The organism is Pseudooceanicola nanhaiensis DSM 18065 (genome assembly GCF_000688295.1).
In the GTDB taxonomy this organism is placed as follows: Bacteria; Pseudomonadota; Alphaproteobacteria; order Rhodobacterales; family Rhodobacteraceae; genus Pseudooceanicola; species Pseudooceanicola nanhaiensis.
This window is the reverse complement of sequence record NZ_JHZF01000013.1, coordinates 372916-389915: the sequence shown is the minus strand read 5'-3', so window position 1 is coordinate 389915 and position 17000 is coordinate 372916. Positions and strand designations below refer to the sequence as shown.

The window sequence follows — 17000 nt, the reverse complement described above, 5'->3', positions numbered from 1 at the left end:
AAGGACCCCGGATGTCGCTCTTCATGGACATGTCGATCACCTGCCCGAACTGCGGTGCGGTGAACCGGATCGAGGCCGTCGAAAGCGTGAATGCCGACCGCCGCCCCGATCTGCGGGACGCGATCCTCGCCGGCACCTTCCAGGTCTCGCCCTGCGAAAGCTGCGATGAGCCGGTCCGGCTGGAACCGCAGTTCAACTATCTCGACGTGTCGGCCGGGCTCTGGATCGCGGCCTACCCGGGCCGGCTGATGCCCGATCTCCTCGAGATCGAGGACAGCGTGAACGAGGTCTACCGCAAGTCCTACGGCGCCGGGGCGATGCAGTCGGCCCAGGCGGTCGGAGAGGTGCTTCAGAAGCGCCTGACCTTCGGCTGGCCCGCGGTGCGCGAGAAGATCCTGCTGCGCGCCGAAGGCATCGCGGATGCCGAGGCCGAGATGCTGAAGCTCGACCTCATGCGCCGCCTGCCCGAGGCGCCACTGGCCCCGGGGATCGAGCTGCGCATCGTGGACCGGACCGGGGACGGGCTGGTGCTGATCTGGGTCGAGACGGTCTCGGAAACGGTGCTGCAGGAATTCACCGCCGCGACCGCCCTGCTGGATGAGATCCGCGGCAATGCCGAGGGCTGGGCCCCGATCCGCGCGGCGCTCGAGAACGGGCCCTTCGTCGACATGCAGAAGCTCTACATGGGCGAGGGCCGCGCCGTCGCCGAGTGATCCCGGTCGCAGGAGCGTGAAAAACCGGTCCGCTCCGCGCGTCTCGCGCCGAACCGGGTCTATGCTGGCCGCGCCGGTGCGACCCGGCGCGGAGGAGGAGACCGCCATGACCATCGAAGCCCCGATCGCCGCCGACACGCTGGCCGAGCTGGCGGCGCTGCGACACCGACCCTCCCGCACCCCGATCCGCATCCCCGAGATGGGCCCCGCCGCCCCGACCACCTTCCGCGTGGGCGACACCGTCGCGGCGGTGCTGGGCACCATCGGCGCGGTGGTGGGGGATCTGGTCCAGGATCGCGGTGGCCCGGCGCAGGAGGTTTCCGTCGATCCGCGCCACGCGGTGGCCGCGCTCGCCATGTCGACCCTCACGCGCGAGAAGGGGCCCGACGGGCAATGGGTCGCGCCCGCTGTCCCGCCCGAGCGCGAGATCGCCAGATCTGCCATCCGGCCCTGGCCGACCCGGGATGGCGGCCACGTGCTGCCGCATCTGAGCCTGCCGAACCTGCAGGCGCGCATGCTGGACCTGCTGGGCTGCACGCTCTCGCCCGAGGCGGTCGCCGCCGCCGTCGCCACCTGGGAGGCCGACGCGCTGGAAGAGGCGATCGCGGCGCGGCGGGTCTGCGGCGGCAAGGTCCGGACCGAGGCCGAGTGGCGCGCGCATCCGCAGGGCGCGATGCTGGCGGCGCGCCCGGTCATCACGATCGAGCGGATCGGTGACGCCCCGCCCGAACCCGTGCCGGGCGGAGATCGCCCGCTTTCGGGTCTGAAGGTGCTCGACCTGACCCGCATCCTCGCCGGTCCGGTCGCCGCCCGGACGCTGGCCGAACACGGGGCCGAAGTGCTCATGGTCGCCGCCGGGAAGACGCCGCAGGTGGCCGAATTCGTCCGCGACACGAGCCACGGCAAGCGCTCCTGCTTCCTCGATCTCGACCGCGCGGGGGACGCGGCGCGTCTGCACGAGCTGGTGCGCAGCGCCGATGTCTTCTCGCAGGGCTACCGCCCCGGCACGCTGGGCGCCCGCGGCTTCGCGCCCGCCGACCTCGCCGCGGCGCGGCCCGGGATCGTCTGCCTCTCGGCCTCCTGCTATGGCCACGGCGGCCCCCTGTCGGACCGCGCCGGGTGGGAGCAGGTGGCCCAGGCGGTGACCGGCATGTGCCACGAACAGGGCCTGCCCGGCGCGCCCGAGCTGGTGCCGCTGCCGGCCTGCGATTACCTGACCGGCTATCTCGGCGCGCTCGGCATCCTGATCGCGCTCGAGCGCCGCGCGGCCGAGGGCGGCAGCTGGCACGTGCAGGTCTCGCTCTGCCGTTCGGCGATGTTCCTGCAGGACCAGGGCCGCTGGCCCGCGCGCGGCACCTTCCCCGCGCCCGAGGTTGTCGACGAGGTCATGGTGGAGAGCGACGGCCCGCGCGGCCCGCTGCGCCACGTCGGCCCGGTCCTGCGGATGGAACGGACCCCGCCCCGCTGGGAGACGCAATCCCCGATCCTCGGCCAGGACAGCGCGGAATGGAAAACGGCGCCCTAGGCGCCGCTCCCCCTTCCTCTTGCCGAAAATATCCCCGCCGGAGGCTTCGCGCCGCCTCGGCGGCGCGAAATCCGCCCCCCCGTCCTGCAAGCAGCCGGCAGGAGCGCGCGGGGCTCACTCCTCGGGCAGGGCCCAGGCGATCACCTCATCCCCGACGGGCGTCTCCATGAAATGGTGCCCCATGGCGGTCACCATGACGTATTGCCGGCCATCGACCTCGTAGGTGATCGGGTTCGCCTGGCCGCCGGCCGGAAGCACCGTGGACCAGAGCGTCTCGCCGGTCTCGATGTCGATGGCGCGGAACAGGTTGTCCGTCGCCGCCGCGATGAAGACGAGCCCGCCCGCCGTCACCACCGACCCGCCGTTGTTCGGCGTGCCGATGTCGAAGGGCAGGAACGAGGGGATCCCGAAGGGCCCGTTCCGCCGCGCGGTGCCGATCGGCCGGTCCCAGAGCGTTTCGCCCGTGGCCATGTCGATCGCCCGGATGCCGCCATAGGGCGGGGAGGAGCAGGGCATCCCGGTCAGTTCGGAACGCCAGCCCGCGTTGACGTTGATCGCATAGGGCGAGCCGGTCTGCGGATCGCCGGCCCCCTCGGGCGCCCCGGCGCGCGATTCCACCTCGTCGATGGGCTTCAGCCCCATCTCGTCGGCCCGCTCGCGCGGAATGAGCTGGTTGTAGTTCGGGATGTCGTTGTAATTGGCGATCATGATCCCGCGTTCGGTGTCGATGGCGACCGAGCCCCAGTCGGACCCGCCGTTGTAGCCCGGATACTGGATCCACGGCTTGTCGGCGGAGGGCGGGGTCATGTAGCCCTCGTAATTCGCCTGGCGGAACTTGATCCGGCACCAGAGCTGGTCGATCGGCGTGAAGCCCCAGGTGTCCTTCTCTTCCAGCGGCGGCTTGCGGAGCGTGTGCCAGGTCGAAATCGGCTGGCTGTCCGCGATGTAATCGGGCTCCACGTCGCCCTGCGGCAGGTCGGTGATCTCGTCCACCGGGGTCAGCGGTTCGCCCGTGGCCCGGTCGAGCACGTAGATGTCCCCCTGTTTCGAGGCGAGCACCACGGCGGGCGTCCCCTCGAAGTCGATCAGGCTGGGCTGCGAGCCGAGGTCGTAATCCCAGACGTCGTGCCGGACGGTCTGGAAATGCCACACCTCCTCGCCCGTGGTCGCGTCGAGCGCGACGAGCGAGGTGGCGTATTCGTTTTCCTGCTCGGACCGGTTGGAGCCGTAGTAATCCACCGCCGAATTGCCCATCGGAAGGTAGATGTAGCCGAGCTCCTCGTCCGCCACGGCGGTCGTCCACATGTTGGGCGTGCCGCGGGTATATACCTCGCCCTCGGGCGGGCCGTCGCGGTTCGCCTCGGGCGCGCCGAGGTCCCAGGCCCAGGCCAGCTCCCCGGTGCGGACGTCATAGGCGCGGATCACGCCCGAGGGCGAATCCTCGGCCTGCCCGTCCAGCACCTGCGCACCGGTGACGACGACGCCGCGCACGACGACCGGCGGGGCGGTGACGGCATACCAGCCCGGCACCCTCTCGCCGAGGTCCTGCCAGAGGTCCACCGTCCCGTTCTCGCCGAAATCCTCGCAGGGCGCGCCGGTCGCGGCGTCGACCGCCACGAGCTTCGCATCGAGCGTGCCCTCGATCACCCGCGTGGCGCAGGCGTCGCCTTCGGCGGCCTCGGGATCGGTGTAGAGCGTCACGCCCCGGCAGGTCGCGCCGTAGGGGATCGCCTCGTTCGGAACGCCCGGATCGTAGCGCCAGTTCTCCTCGCCGGTGGCGGCATCGACCGAGATCAGCACGTTCATGGCCGAGCACATGAGAAGGTCGTCGCCCACCTTGAGAGGCGTGGTCTCGGGCGAATACATCCCGACCGCCTCACCCTCGGGCAGGTCGCCGGTGTGATAGGTGAAGACCCGTTCCAGCTGAGCGACGTTCTCGCGGTTGATCTGGTCGAGCGGCGAATACCGCGTCGCCCCCGCATCGCCGCCGTAGAAGGGCCAGTCCGCGCCCACCTCGGGTTGCGGCGCGGCGGCGACGGCATCGGAGGGCGTGTCGCCCTCGGCTTCCGTTTCGGTGCCGGCCGTGTCGTCGGAGGCCGTGGCCGCGTCGGCCGCGCCGTCCTCCGTCGCGGCCGCAGAGGGCTCTGCGGCTTCCTCCGCGGCATCCGCGGGCTGGTCGGTCGTGGCCGCGCTGTCGGTGGTCGCTGCGCTGTCGGTCGTGGTCTCACCGGCGGCTTCGGCAGGCTGGTCATCCTCCGTCGCCGGGCTGTCCGTCGCCTCGGTCTGCGTGGTCTCGGTCGTCGTCTCCTCCGTCACCGCGGCGGGCTGGTCGTCTTCGGCCGCGGTCGCCGTGTCGTCCGTCGCCTCGGGTGCAGCCGTGTCCGGCGTGGCCTCCTCCGCCACGGCGGCGGGCTGGTCGGCGTCGCCTTCCGTCGCGGCGGGGCTGTCAGGGGTGGCCGCGTCCTCCTCGATGGTGGCGGCCGGCTGGTCGCTGTCCGTCGTGTCGGTCCCGGCCGGCGGCGTGGTCTGCGTCTGGTCGGTCGGGGGCGGGGTCTGGGTCTCCTGTGCCAGTGACGCGTCCGAGACGGCGAGGGCGATCAGGCAGAGCGGGATGAGCAGTGTACGTGTCATGGGATGGTCCTTTCCGGCTTACCGGCGCCGCAGGGCGGGGATGCAGATCAGCACGAGGATGAGGATGAGCGTCGGAGCGAGCATGCGCGGCAGCTGTGCCCACCAGTCGGTCCCGACCTCCCAATAGGCCCAGATCGCGGTGCCGAGCCAGGTCAGCCCGTAGATCCAGACGGCGTCCATCCGGTGCCAGTTGAGCATCAGCCCGGTGAGCATCAGGCCGAGGCCGGCGGGCGCGTAATACCAGCTGCCTCCGAGCAGGATGAGCCAGACGCCGCCGGCCAGGATCGCGAGTCCGAGAAGAACGCAGATCCACCCCAGCGTCATGACGGCATAGTTGCGGCGATGTGGAGAATGATTTTCGGTTCCGGTGACCATCGGAAAACCCCTCTGAATTGTGGGAGGACAATGGTCCGGGGACCGATATCCTCAGGTTCGCAACGGGCGCGCCCGGCGGCATGTTCCCGCTCCGCGAAACTTTGTCGCGGTCCGGACGTTGACGCAATGACCTCCGAGGTGCCCGCCGGGCGCCATCATCCGGGTGAGATCGGGAGAAGTTCTATGGCGTCACGCGCAATTTGGAAGGGCCAGATCCGGCTGTCGCTGGTCTCGATCCCGGTCGAGATCCACTCGGCCCGCAATTCCGGCGGCCGTGTCTCGTTCCGCCAGATCCACCAGCCCTCGGGCAAGCCCGTGCATTACCAGAAGGTCGTGCAGGGCGTGGGTCCGGTCGAAGGTGACGACATCCTCAAGGGCTACGAGACCGACGACGGCGAATATATCCTGCTCGATCCCGACGAGATCGACGCGATCAAGCTCGAGACCAAGAAGACGCTCGAGCTCGTGCAGTTCGTCGACGCCAAGGAGATCGCCCCGATCTGGTTCGACCGGCCCTATTACGTGGTGCCGACCGACGAGCTGGCCGAGGACGCCTATCGCGTCGTGCGCGATGCGCTCCGCCAGAGCGGCAAGGCGGGGCTCGGGCAGCTGACGATGCGCGGCAAGGAATACCTTTGCGCGCTGCGGCCCTGTGGCGACGGGCTGCTGCTGGAGACGCTGCATTACAAGGAAGACATTCGCGACGCCGATCCGCTGTTCTCGTCGATCGAGGACGAGGAGACGGACAAGGAGCTCCTGGAGGTCGCGACGCAGCTCATCGACAAGAAGACCGCGCCCTTCGACGCCTCGGCCTTCGAGGACCATTACGCCGCCGCGCTGAAGGACCTCATCAATCGCAAGATGAAGTCGAAGAAGACCCCGCGGGCCAGGACCAAGGACGATGACGGTCGGCCCGAGGCCGAGAACGTGGTCGACCTGATGGATGCCCTGAAGAAGAGCCTCAAGGAGGGCAAATCCTCCCGCTCCGGCGCGACCGCCAGATCGGGTGCCGGGTCCGGAGGCACGCGGCGGAAGAAAGCCTCGTGAGTTCGCTCGACACATACCGCAGGAAGCGCGACTTCGACGTCACGCCGGAGCCCCGGGCCGAACTCGTGGAGGCGGGGGGCGACCGGCTGTCCTTCGTCGTGCAGAAACATGACGCGACCCGGCTGCACTACGATTTCCGCTTGGAATGGAAGGGCGTGCTGCTGTCCTGGGCGGTGACAAAGGGGCCGTCGGCCGATCCGTCCGAGAAACGTCTGGCCGTCCGGACCGAGGATCACCCGGTGGCCTACGGCGCCTTCGAGGGGACGATCCCCGAGGGCCAGTACGGCGGCGGCACCGTGATGCTCTGGGACAACGGATGGTGGGAACCGCTGCACGATCCGGAAGAGGGTCTGAAGCAGGGCAAGCTGCACTTCCGCCTGCACGGCGCACGCATGAAGGGGGGCTGGGCCCTGGTCCGGATGCGCGGCAAGGAAAAGCGCGAGAACTGGCTGCTCATCAAGGAACGCGACGATTTCGCGGGCCGCAGCGCCGATGCCCTGACCAACAAGCACAAGACCAGCGTCACGACCGGGCGGGCGATGCGGGCGATCGCCGCCGACAAGCCCGCGGCAAGGCCCGCGACGCACGGCATGGCGCTGCCGCGGTTCCGCGAGGTGCAGCTTGCCACGCTGAAGGATGCGCCGCCCGCGGGCGACGGCTGGCAGCACGAGGCGAAGTTCGACGGCTATCGCTGCCTGATCGCGGTCGGGAAGGGGGGCGTGCGGCTCTATACCCGGAACGGGAAGGATTGGTCGGACCGGTTCGGCGCGCTCTGCGATCCGGCCGCGGCGCTGGAATGCGACGCCGCGCTGATTGACGGAGAGGTCATCGCGGGGGGCGGTGGCGGCGATTTCTCGACCCTGCAGAAGGCGCTGAAGGAGGGGGGCGAGCTGACCTACTACGCCTTCGACTGCCTGCATCTCGATGGAAAGGACCTGACCGGCAAGCCCCTGACCGAACGCCGCGCGGCGCTCGAGGGGCTGTTCGACGGTTTGCCGCCGCGCGGCGTCATGCGTCTCTCGCCGGTGATCGAGGGCGACGGCGACGCCGCGCTCGACGCGATGTGCCGGGCGGGGGGCGAGGGGATCGTCTCGAAACGGATGGACGCGCCCTATCGCGGCGGACGGGGCCGGGCCTGGATCAAGTCGAAATGCTCCCGTCGGGCCGAGTTCGTCGTCGCCGGATGGTCCCCCTCGGACAAGCGGGGGCGGCCGTTTTCGTCCCTGTTGCTGGGCAGCTACGAGGGCGGCGCGCTGGTCTACCGCGGCCGCGTCGGCGCCGGGTTCGACGGCGACGCCTTCGACGAGCTGATGGCGGCCTTCTCGGGTTCGGACCGCAAGACCCCGCCGTTCGACGAGGATCTGCCCGCCGAGACGCGGGGCGCGAAATGGGTCACGCCCCGGCTGGTGGTCGAGGTGGAATACACCGAGTTCACCGCCGAGGGCCGGATCCGCCACGGCGTCTACAAGGGGCTGCGCGAGGACAAGGAGGCCGGTGAGGTGAGTGCAAGGGCCGAGGCCGCGACCGATGGCGGCGACGAGAAGATCGGGGGCGTCAGGATCTCGTCCGCGGGGCGCGTGGTCTATCCGGATGCGGGTCTGACAAAGGGCGATGTGGCCCGGCACTACGAAACGGTGGCCGAAAGGATGCTCGAATACGCTGCCGACAGGCCGGTGTCCCTGTTGCGCTGTCCCGAGGGGATCGAGGGCGAGAGCTTCTTCCAGAAGCACGCCGGAAAGGGCTTTCCGGACGCCGTGAAATCCATGCCCGTCGAGGAGAAGGATGGCGGGACCGAGGATTACATCTACATCGCCGCGCCCGAGGGTCTGCTGGGCGCCGCGCAGATGGGCACCATCGAGTTCCACATCTGGGGCGCCGCCCGCGACCGGATCGAGCGGCCGGACCGCATGGTCTTCGACCTCGACCCCGACGAGGGATTGTCCTTCGCCGACCTGAAGAAGGCCGCGCAGGAGGTGCGCGAGGGGCTGGAGGCCTGCGGGCTCGAGTCGGTGCCCATGGTGACGGGCGGCAAGGGCGTGCATGTCATCGTGCCGCTGCGCCGGGTCGCGGAATGGGACACGGTGAAGGGCTTTTCCAAGACCTTCGCGACGATCCTCGCCGAACGGCATCCCGACCGCTACACCGCCACGATGTCCAAGGCCAAGCGCAAGGGCCGGGTGTTCATCGACTGGCTCCGCAACGAGCGCGGCGCCACGGCCATCGCGCCCTATTCCCTGCGCGCCCGCCCCGGGGCCCCGGTGGCCGTGCCGGTGACGTGGGACGAGCTGGCAAAGCTCGAGGCGGCCAACGGATTCCATCCGGCCGACATGAAGGCGCGATTGGGCCGCGACTGCCCGCTGCAATCGGTGAAGGCCAGGGGCATCAGCGGCGCGACCGTGGACGCGCTCGACGCGTGGTCGCGGGAATGACGGCTGGCGGAATGGAGCTCAGTCACACGCGGGACATGGACGGCGGGGAAAACTAGCGCCATATCGTGCCCAAACGCCCATCCTTCTCCCCGGAGACACCCATGACGACCCAGGACACCCAGCCCGCCCGGGACAAGGACGAACTCGGCTCGGTCATCGACGTCGTGGAACGCATCGAGGGAGCGGCGAACGGCGACAAGACCCGTCTGGAAGAGATCACCGCGGCCATGGGCGAGGCGTCCTTCGTGCCGGTGCTGATGGCGCCCGCACTGGCCGTCGTCTCGCCGCTCTCGGGTGTGCCGCTGTTTTCCAGCACCTGCGGGATCCTGATCGCGCTGGTGTCGCTCCAGATGCTGCTGAACCGCAAACACATCTGGCTGCCGGGCTTCATCATGCATCGGCAGGTGCCGAGCGACAGGCTGCGCAACGCCGCGAAATGGCTGAAGAAACCGGCCCGCTGGCTGGATCGCCATTCGCGCGAGCGGCTGCGCTTCCTGGTCAAGCGGCCCTTCGACTGGATCACCGAGGCGGCCTGCCTGCTCTGCGGTCTGGCGATGCCCTTCCTCGAACTGGTGCCCTTCTCGTCCTCGACCCTGGGCGCGGCGGTGGTGCTTTTCTCGCTGGCGCTGCTGGTGCGCGACGGGCTCTATACCGTCTTCGCCATCGCCTTCCTCGCCCTGATCGGCGGCGGGGCCTATTTCCTGATCACCTGAGGCGCGCGCCGGGTTTCGGCCAGCGCACCCTTGAGCGCAAGCGACTCGAGCCGCTCCATCCCGCGCGGTTGGTCCAGGCCCATGCGGGCCATGCAGGCGCGCTCCTCATCCGCCGCGGAGCTGCGGAGGCCCGCGACCACCAGCCGAGCGAGGCCGCGCCGGCTGCCCTGGGTTTCGGACAGCAGATCGAGGGCGGGCAGAAGACGGCGCTCCGTCTCGTCGAAATCGCTGCCGAAGGGGAACTGCGGCAGGTCGAACGGGGCGAGCCATCCGGCAATGGTCCCGGGTGTGTTCACCCGCCATGCGTCGGGGATGGAGAAGTCGCGCCCGATCTTCCCGGCGGCGCGGGCCTTGTCCAGCAGCGCATCCTGAAAGCGGGCGTCGGTGATGCGCAGCATCCGCTTCACCACCTCGGCATCGCGCTGGCCGCGCAGGTCGGCGATGCCGTATTCCGTCACCACGATGTCCCGATAGGCCCGTGGCACGCTTTCGTGCGGATGATCCCAGACGATGTTCGATTCCGTCCGCCCATTGCGGGTCCGGGTCGCGGGCAGGGTGATGATCGCGCGGCCGTCTTCCAGCGCGAAGGCCTGTTCGATGAAGTTGAACTGCCCGCCGATCCCGCTCACCTCGCGCCCCTGCGCGGTCGCGTCGCTGACGATGCCGCCAAGCAGCGTGGCCTTCATCGCCGCGTTGACGAAGCGGGCGTCGCGCCGGGCCGCACGCTTGGCCGCTTCGTCGCCGTAGAGCTGGTTGGTGTAGGACACGGGCACCATCCGGATGCGGTCCCGCCGGGCCTCGGGCATCTCGCGCAGCCGGGCGTAGAAGTCGCGGCAATCGACGAAGAACCCGGCATGGATCGCCGCGCCGTCGACCTCGCGCCGGATGATCCCGGCCTCGAACAGCTGCAGCAGCCCGTCGACCAGCATCTCGGTCACGCAATAGAGCCCTTCGTCGAACGCGCCGGCGTCGTCGATGCCGTCGGGCGGCAGCGGGCAGGCCCGGTGGACCGGCGCGCTCTGCCCGGCGTGCCGCAGCAGCAGGGCATGGGCCACCGCGTCGCCGATGGCCCCGATGCCGATCTGGAGCGTGCCGCCGTCCCGGATCAGCCGGGCAACATGAAGGCCGATGGCGTGTTCGGTGACGCCCACGGGCCGCTTGACCGCCGAGAAGAGCTCGAACTCCATGCCATCCCGCATCAGCAGGTCGACCGCCTGTCCCGGCAGGGTGGCCGCGTCGCCGCCCATGGCCGGAAGCTGGCGGTTCACCTCGCCCGCCAGAAGGAAGCTCAGGCGCCCCGCCTCGCGGTCGCGCAGCAGGTCGGCGGTGATGTCGGTGTTGCACGAGAGCGAGAGGGTGCCGTCCTCGGCCTCGGCCAGCAGCTGCATGACGACATTCGGGTTCCATTCCCGCAGCCGGTCGTAGGCATGGGTGTAATTGGCCGCGATGTAGTTCCGCTGGGCCTCGCCCACGCCAAGCCAGCGGCCGGCCATCATGAAGAATTCCGAGACCTCGATATTGGGCGGCAGGGTCCCGTCGCGCATCATCCCGGCATAGGCGATTTGGGGATAGGCGCCGAAGAGCCGGTCCGCCGCGGGCTCCATGAACCGCCGGGCGAGCCCCGCCGGCATGGAGGGGCGTTCGAGCGTCAGGGCGGTGAGGATCGACAGGCGGGCGGAGGGCGTCTGCGCCACGAGCTTCGTCAGCGCATTCACCAGGGTGACGGGCTTGCCCAGTCCCAGTGGCAGGGCAAGCCGGATGTCACCGTCGGTCCGCGCGAGTATGGACCGCGCGATGGCCTCGGCGCGCGCGGTCGGCTCAGGCAAGGCTGTCCCACCCCGGGTCGGGCCGGAACCTGTCGCCATGCCGCTCGGCCAGCGCGCGCAGGCGGTCGCGGCATTCCCCCAGGCCCCGCGTCCTGGCATAGCGCATCGGGCCGCCGCGGAAGGGCGCCCAGCCGGTGCCGAAGATCACGGCGCCGTCCAGCTGCTCCTCGTCGTGGATCACGTCGTTGCGGAGGCATTCGACCGCGGCGTCGCACATCGGCAGGATGAGGCGGTCGATGATCTCGGTCGAGGGGTCGGGCTCGGGCGATTTCGGCGGCTCGGCCCCGCCCTTGTAATCGTAGAGCCCCTTGCCGGCCTTGCGCCCGGTCTCGCCGGCCTCGACCTTCTCGCGCAGCCAGGCGGGCGTCTCGGCCACCGGGCGATCCAGCGAGCTCCGCATCGAATTCGCGACCTCGAGGCAGATGTCGAGCCCGACCTGATCGGCCAGCGTCACCGGGCCCATGGGCATCCCGAAGGCCAGCGCGGCGCGGTCGATCTCTTCCTTGCTGCGGCCCTCGTCCAGCAGCACCATCGCCTCCATCAGGTAGGGGGCGAGGATGCGGTTGACGAGGAAGCCGGGATAATCGGTGACGCGGGCCGGCAGACGGTCGATGCCGGTGACGAAGGCGGCGAGCCGGTCCAGCGTCTCGCGTTCGGCCCTGTCGTGCGAGACGACCTCGACCAGCTGCATCGAGGAGACGGGATTGAAGAAGTGCAGCCCCGCGAACCGCGTCCGTTCCGGCGCGGCATCGACCAGGTCGGCGAGCCGCAGGCTGGAGGTGTTCGAGGCGAGGATCGCGCCCGGCTTCATCTTGCCACGGAGCGAGGCATAGATCTTCTCCTTCAGCTCCATTTTCTCGGGCACCGCCTCGATCACCAGGTCGGCGCGGGCGCGGCCCAGACCCGAGGGGTCGGGCATCATCCGGTCGAGCGCATCGCGCGTGTCGATCCCCGAGAGGTGCTTTCTCTCGCAGATGTCCGAGGCCCGCTTCACCGCACGTCCGAGCGGTTCGGGATTGACGTCCTCGATGGTGACGCTGTGGCCCTGGATCGCCGACCACGCGGCGATCTCGGCCCCCATGGTCCCGGCGCCGATGACATGCACATGCGCGATGCCCGAGCGGCCCTTGCCCGCCGCCTTCAGCTTGCGCCGCAGGAAGAAGACCCGGATCAGGTTCTGTGCCGTCACGCTGTCGAGCAGTTCGGCGAAGGAGGCGATCTCGGCCTTCTCCATCTCTGCCTTGCTGCCGCCGTGGTCCTCCCACAGGTCGATGAGCGCGAAGGGGGCCGGGAAATGGGTCCGCGGCGCCTGCTTCTGGCTTTCCGAGCGCATCCGGGTGGCCGCCAGGGACCGCGCCGCCCGGGTCCGCAGGGCCGAGGCCCGGAACCCCTGCGCGTGGTGCTTCATCTCGCCCTTCGCCGCCGCATGGATCGCGGCCTCCACATGGCGTTCGGGCACCAGCGCGTCGATGATCCCGAGCTTCTTCGCCTTCCGGTCATGGGCCGTCCTGCCGGTCAGCATCATCTGCATCGCCTCGACCGGGTCGACCAGCTGGCTCAGCCGCCACGTGCCGCCAAGGCCGGGGTGCAGGCCCAGCTGGATCTCGGGGAAGCCGAACTTCGCCCCCTCGATGCCGATCCGGTATTCGCAGGCCAGCGCCAGCTCGAACCCGCCGCCGAGCGCCGCGCCGTGGATCACCGCGATCGTCGGGAAGGGCAGCGCCTCGAGCTTGTCGAGCACCGCGTGGCCCTGTTCCAGCTTGGCGACCGCGCCCTCGCCCCGCAGCTCCGCGAAACTGTCGATGTCCGCCCCGGCCGCAAAGCCCGCCGGCTTGGCGGAGCGGATCACCAGCGCCTTCGGCTGGGTTTCCTTGACGTGGTCGAGCAGGGTGTCGAGCTCGGTCAGCACCGTCTCGGAGATGACGTTGACCTCCGAGTTCTCGCAATCGAGCCAGAGCCGGACGATGCCGTCTTCCGCCTCCTGCCGCCAGTTCAGCGACGCGGGGGCGCGGGGCGCGTCGGTCGGTTCGTCGGGGGTGAGTTCGTCCAGAACGTCGGTCATGCGGCCTCCAGCAACATGGCTCCGCCAAGGCCGCCGCCGATGCACTCGGTGGCGATGCCGCGCCGGGCACCGCGGGCCTTCAGCGCGTTGGCGAGGTGAAGTACGATACGGTTGCCGCTGGTCCCGACCGGATGGCCGAGGCTGATCGCGCCGCCGTCCACGTTCAGGCGGTCGCGGTCGATCCGCCCGAAGGCCTGGTCGTAGCCCAGCACGTCACGGCAGAAATCCTCGTCCTGCCACGCGGCGAGGCAGGACAGCACCTGCGCGGCGAAGGCCTCGTTGATCTCCCACAGGTCGATGTCGCCGACCTCGAGCTGGTGGCGCTGCGCCAGCGGGGTCGAGGCCAGCACCGGGCCGAGCCCCATGATCGACGGGTCGAGCGCCGCCCATTCGCTGTCCACGATCCGCGCGATCGGGGTCAGGCCGTGCAGTTCGACGGCCTTCTCGGAGGCGACGATCACCCAGGACGCGCCGTCGGTGATCTGGCTGGAATTGCCGGGCGTCACCTTGCCATAGGGCCGCTCGAAGGCGGGCTCCAGCTTGGCGAGCTTCTCGATCGAGCTGTCGGGCCGGACGCCGTCATCCTTCGCATGGGCATTGCCGTCCCGGTCGAAGGCCGGCAGGACCTCTCCGTCCAGCCGCCCCTCGTCCTGCGCGGCGGCGAGGCGCTTGTGCGACGAGACCGCGTAGGCGTCGGCGGTCTGGCGGTCGATGTTGAACCGATGCGCCAGCACCTCGGCGGTCTGGCCCATGTTGAGGGCGGTGATCGGATCGGTCAGCCCGCGCTCCAGCCCGATGACGGGCGAGAAGAAGTCGGGACGCACCTCTGCCATCTTCTGCGCCTTGTCGAGCGGGCTCCTGGCGCGGGCCATGCCGCCGAACCATTCGACGGCCTCCTGCCGGTAGACAAGCGGCGCCTGCGACAGCGCCTCGGCCCCGCCGGCCAGGATCATCTCGTGGCTGCCGTCGCGGATGTAGCGGAAGGCGGTGTCGATCGACTGCATGCCCGAGCCGCAGTTGATCTGCACGGTGAAGGCGACCTGCTTGTCGCCCATGCCGAGCCGCAGCGCCGCGACGCGGGCGGGGTTCATCTCGTCCTGGATGACATTGACGCAGCCGAGGATGACAAGGTCGAAGGCCGTACGCTCGAACGGCTGGCGCATCAGCAGCGGGCGACCGCATTGCACGGCGAGGTCCACCGGCGTGAACGGCCCGGGCTTGCCCCGGGCCTTCAGGAACGGTGTCCGCGCACCATCGACGAGGTAGACGGGTCTGCTCATTCGGCGGCCTCTCTCGGGATCGGGTTGGCGGGGTTGGGGCTGTAGTCGCGGTACATGCCGCGCAGCTCTTCCGGGGTGAAATCGTCGACCGCGACGACGGCGCTGACCGCCTCGTCCACCCGGGCGAGCTGGGCGAATTCCGTCTCGGTCAGGATGCCGGCATCGCGCGCCTCGCGCGGGGTCTTGCGCACCTCGCGCAGACGTTTGCGCAGCGGTTCGGCCTCGGTCACCAGCCGGAAGGCGGTTTCGAGCAGACCCAGACCCGATTGCGGATCGGGCCGGTGCAGGCCGGCGGTCAGCCGGTCCCGTGCCGCGCCGGGTTCGTAGAGCGCCATGGCGACCTTCGTCGCGGTCCGGTCCTTCGGCCCGCGCGACCGCGATCCCGGCAGCAGGGTCGGGCGCAGCAGCCAGGACACCCAGCGGTCGGGCATGTTGGCGATGGTCTCGTCCAGCGCGCGGCCGATCCGTTCGAAGGCCTGCTCGGCGCAATATTCGACCAGGGGCAGGTCTTCCTCGCGACGGCCTTCGTCCTCCCAGCGTTTCAGCACGGCGGCGAGCAGGAACATCTCGGACAGCGCGTCGCCCAGCCGGGCCGAGAGCATCTCGCGCCGTTTCAGCGCGCCGCCGAGGGTCAGGAAGGCGAAGTCGGCGGTGACGGCAAAGGCGGCGGACCAGCGCGACAGGCGGCGATAGACCCAGGCGACGTCGCCCGCCTTCTTCGGCACCGCGCCGCGTCCGGTCCAGGCGGACCACCAGGCACGGAAGAAGGTGCGGGTGGAATGGCCGACGTGGCGCCAGAAGTGCTTGTCGAACGCCTCGAGAGACTCGTCGGGGTCGGGTTCGCCAAGCGCCTGCATCTCGTCCAGAAGGTGGGGATGCGCGCGGATCGCGCCCTGGCCGAAGATGATCAGGTTGCGGGTGACGATGTTCGCGCCCTCGACCGTGATCCCGATCGGCAGCGAGCGGTAGATCGGCTGGAGGTAGTTCAGCGGACCGTCGATCACCGCCTTGCCGGAATGCACGTCCATCGCGTCGGTGATGCTTTCCCGCATCCGCGTCGTCGCGTGATACTTCATGATCGCCGAGATCACGGCGAGCTTGTAGCCGTCGTCGAGTGCGGCGCATGTCAGGCGGCGCCCGGCGTCCACCGCATAGGCATTGGCGGCGATCCGGGCCAGCGGCTCCTGCACACCCTCGAACAGGCCGATGGGCAGGCCGAACTGCTGGCGGACGCGGGCATAGGCCCCGGTCGTGTGGGCGGCCATGGCGCAGGCGGCGGCGGATTGCGAGGGCAGCGAGATGCCGCGCCCGGCGGCCAGTGCGCTCATCAGCATCATCCAGCCGCGACCGGCGTATTCGGGCCCGCCGATGATGTGGTCGATGGGCACGAACACGTCCTCGCCGGTGGTCGGGCCGTTCTGGAACATCGTGCCCGAGGGCAGGTGGCGGCGCCCGGTCTCGACCCCCGGCAGGTCGGTCGGCACGAGGGCGCAGGTGATTCCGATGTCCTCTTCCTCGCCAAGCAGCCCGTCCGGGTCGCGCAGCTTGAAGGCCAGGCCCAGCACGGTACAGACCGGCGAGAGGGTGATGTAGCGCTTGGCCCAGTTCAGGCGGATGCCGAGCACCTCCTCGCCGTTCCAGGTCCCGCGGCAGACCACGCCGTCATCGCGCATGGCCGAAGCGTCGGATCCGGCGTCCTCGCTTGTGAGGCCGAAGGCGGGAAGCTCCTCGCCCCTGGCGAGACGCGGCAGCCAGTGCGATTTCTGATCGTCCGTGCCGAACTGCAGGATCAGCTCGCCCGGACCGAGAGAATTGGGGACCATGACGGTCACTGCCCCGGGGATCGAGTGGCTGGAGATGTAGCGGACCACCTCGGAATGCGCGAAGGCCGAGAAGCCGAGCCCGCCGTGCTCCTTGGGAATGATCATCCCGAAGAAGCCCTTGTCGCGCAGGAAGTCCCAGGCCTCGGGCGGGAGGTCGGCGGTCGCGTGGTCGATTTCCCAGCTGTTCAGCATGTCGCAGAATTCGCGGCAGGGCCCGTCCAGGAAGGCCTGTTCGTCGGCCGTCAGACGGGGCGCTTTCATGTCGCGCAGCATGCTCCAGTCGGGCTTGCCCGAGAAAAGCTCCGCCTCGAAATGGACGTCGCCGGCCGAGATCGCCTCGGCCTCCGTCTTCGACAGGGCGGGCAGGGCACCTTTCGCCCACTTGTAGATCGGCCGGGTGAGATAATCCTTGCGAAACGACATGAGCAGGCCCTCCTGCACAGTCAACTCGGCCCGCGTCGGGCTGGTTCCTGCGACAGGGGTTCCTGCGGCACCGCGCGCGCCGCCGCCGCGGGCACTGGTAAGCGGGGCGCGCGATGGATATCTGCCGGGAACCCGACCGAACACGAAAGCCGA

Annotated in this window: 11 protein-coding genes; 5 read left to right on the top strand and 6 right to left on the bottom strand. The window is 69.7% G+C overall.

Annotated elements, in window-relative coordinates; genetic code table 11:
- Nucleotides 1-11: 11 nt before the first annotated feature.
- Together Q344_RS0111930 and Q344_RS23840 are read left to right on the top strand one after the other, a co-directional pair.
- Nucleotides 12-713 carry a CpXC domain-containing protein gene (locus tag Q344_RS0111930; protein WP_028286908.1) on the top strand — a complete coding sequence of 234 codons (702 nt, stop codon included), beginning with the start codon at nucleotides 12-14 and terminating at the stop codon, nucleotides 711-713.
- A gap of 106 nt (nucleotides 714-819) precedes the next feature.
- Nucleotides 820-2238, top strand: coding sequence for a CoA transferase (locus Q344_RS23840; protein WP_084178461.1), 1419 nt, complete (start codon nucleotides 820-822; stop codon nucleotides 2236-2238).
- A gap of 114 nt (nucleotides 2239-2352) precedes the next feature.
- On the opposite strand, the gene Q344_RS23835 is transcribed toward Q344_RS23840, so the two are convergent.
- Nucleotides 2353-4869: a pyrroloquinoline quinone-dependent dehydrogenase gene (locus Q344_RS23835; protein WP_028286907.1), complete on the bottom strand. Its 2517-nt coding sequence runs from the start codon at nucleotides 4867-4869 to the stop codon at nucleotides 2353-2355.
- A gap of 18 nt (nucleotides 4870-4887) precedes the next feature.
- On the bottom strand, nucleotides 4888-5244 hold the full coding sequence (locus tag Q344_RS0111915; RefSeq protein ID WP_028286906.1) for a hypothetical protein: 357 nt from the start codon (nucleotides 5242-5244) through the stop codon (nucleotides 4888-4890).
- 183 nt (nucleotides 5245-5427) lie between these two features.
- On the opposite strand from Q344_RS0111915, the gene ku reads away from it, so the two are divergent.
- From ku to Q344_RS0111900, 3 genes are all read left to right on the top strand, one after another.
- Entirely contained in the window at nucleotides 5428-6291 is an 864-nt protein-coding gene (gene ku, locus Q344_RS0111910) for a non-homologous end joining protein Ku (protein WP_028286905.1), read from the top strand.
- Nucleotides 6288-8720: a DNA ligase D gene (gene ligD / locus Q344_RS0111905; protein WP_028286904.1), complete on the top strand. Its 2433-nt coding sequence runs from the start codon at nucleotides 6288-6290 to the stop codon at nucleotides 8718-8720. The genes ku and ligD overlap by 4 nt, the downstream gene beginning before the upstream one ends.
- Nucleotides 8721-8821: 101 nt before the next feature.
- Complete coding sequence (locus tag Q344_RS0111900) at nucleotides 8822-9433, top strand: exopolysaccharide biosynthesis protein (RefSeq protein WP_028286903.1); 612 nt, start codon at nucleotides 8822-8824, stop codon at nucleotides 9431-9433.
- On the opposite strand, the gene Q344_RS23830 is transcribed toward Q344_RS0111900, so the two are convergent.
- From Q344_RS23830 to Q344_RS0111880, 4 genes are read right to left on the bottom strand one after another with little or no spacing between them, the layout of a single operon-like run.
- The gene (locus Q344_RS23830; protein WP_229669211.1) at nucleotides 9415-11259 is read right to left on the bottom strand and encodes an acetyl-CoA hydrolase/transferase C-terminal domain-containing protein; all 1845 of its coding nucleotides are present in this window, start codon (nucleotides 11257-11259) and stop codon (nucleotides 9415-9417) included. The genes Q344_RS0111900 and Q344_RS23830 overlap by 19 nt on opposite strands.
- Entirely contained in the window at nucleotides 11252-13321 is a 2070-nt protein-coding gene (locus Q344_RS0111890; RefSeq protein ID WP_028286902.1) for a 3-hydroxyacyl-CoA dehydrogenase NAD-binding domain-containing protein, read from the bottom strand. The genes Q344_RS23830 and Q344_RS0111890 overlap by 8 nt, the downstream gene beginning before the upstream one ends.
- The gene (locus Q344_RS0111885) at nucleotides 13318-14601 is read right to left on the bottom strand and encodes an acetyl-CoA C-acetyltransferase (RefSeq protein WP_028286901.1); all 1284 of its coding nucleotides are present in this window, start codon (nucleotides 14599-14601) and stop codon (nucleotides 13318-13320) included. Before Q344_RS0111885 ends, Q344_RS0111890 begins: the two co-directional genes overlap by 4 nt.
- Nucleotides 14598-16847 (bottom strand): acyl-CoA dehydrogenase, encoded by a 2250-nt coding sequence (locus Q344_RS0111880; RefSeq protein ID WP_028286900.1) that lies wholly within the window; start codon nucleotides 16845-16847, stop codon nucleotides 14598-14600. Before Q344_RS0111880 ends, Q344_RS0111885 begins: the two co-directional genes overlap by 4 nt.
- Nucleotides 16848-17000 lie beyond the last annotated feature (153 nt).

What these genes read in the sequence shown, in the direction of transcription:
- Q344_RS0111930 (WP_028286908.1), top strand. Translation starts at nt 12, where the DNA reads ATGTCGCTCTTCATGGACATGTCGATCACCTGCCCGAACTGCGGTGCG.
- Q344_RS23840 (WP_084178461.1), top strand. Translation starts at nt 820, where the DNA reads ATGACCATCGAAGCCCCGATCGCCGCCGACACGCTGGCCGAGCTGGCG.
- Q344_RS23835 (WP_028286907.1), bottom strand. Translation starts at nt 4,869, where the DNA reads ATGACACGTACACTGCTCATCCCGCTCTGCCTGATCGCCCTCGCCGTC.
- Q344_RS0111915 (WP_028286906.1), bottom strand. Translation starts at nt 5,244, where the DNA reads ATGGTCACCGGAACCGAAAATCATTCTCCACATCGCCGCAACTATGCC.
- ku (WP_028286905.1), top strand. Translation starts at nt 5,428, where the DNA reads ATGGCGTCACGCGCAATTTGGAAGGGCCAGATCCGGCTGTCGCTGGTC.
- Q344_RS0111900 (WP_028286903.1), top strand. Translation starts at nt 8,822, where the DNA reads ATGACGACCCAGGACACCCAGCCCGCCCGGGACAAGGACGAACTCGGC.
- Q344_RS0111890 (WP_028286902.1), bottom strand. Translation starts at nt 13,321, where the DNA reads ATGACCGACGTTCTGGACGAACTCACCCCCGACGAACCGACCGACGCG.
- Q344_RS0111885 (WP_028286901.1), bottom strand. Translation starts at nt 14,601, where the DNA reads ATGAGCAGACCCGTCTACCTCGTCGATGGTGCGCGGACACCGTTCCTG.
- Q344_RS0111880 (WP_028286900.1), bottom strand. Translation starts at nt 16,847, where the DNA reads ATGTCGTTTCGCAAGGATTATCTCACCCGGCCGATCTACAAGTGGGCG.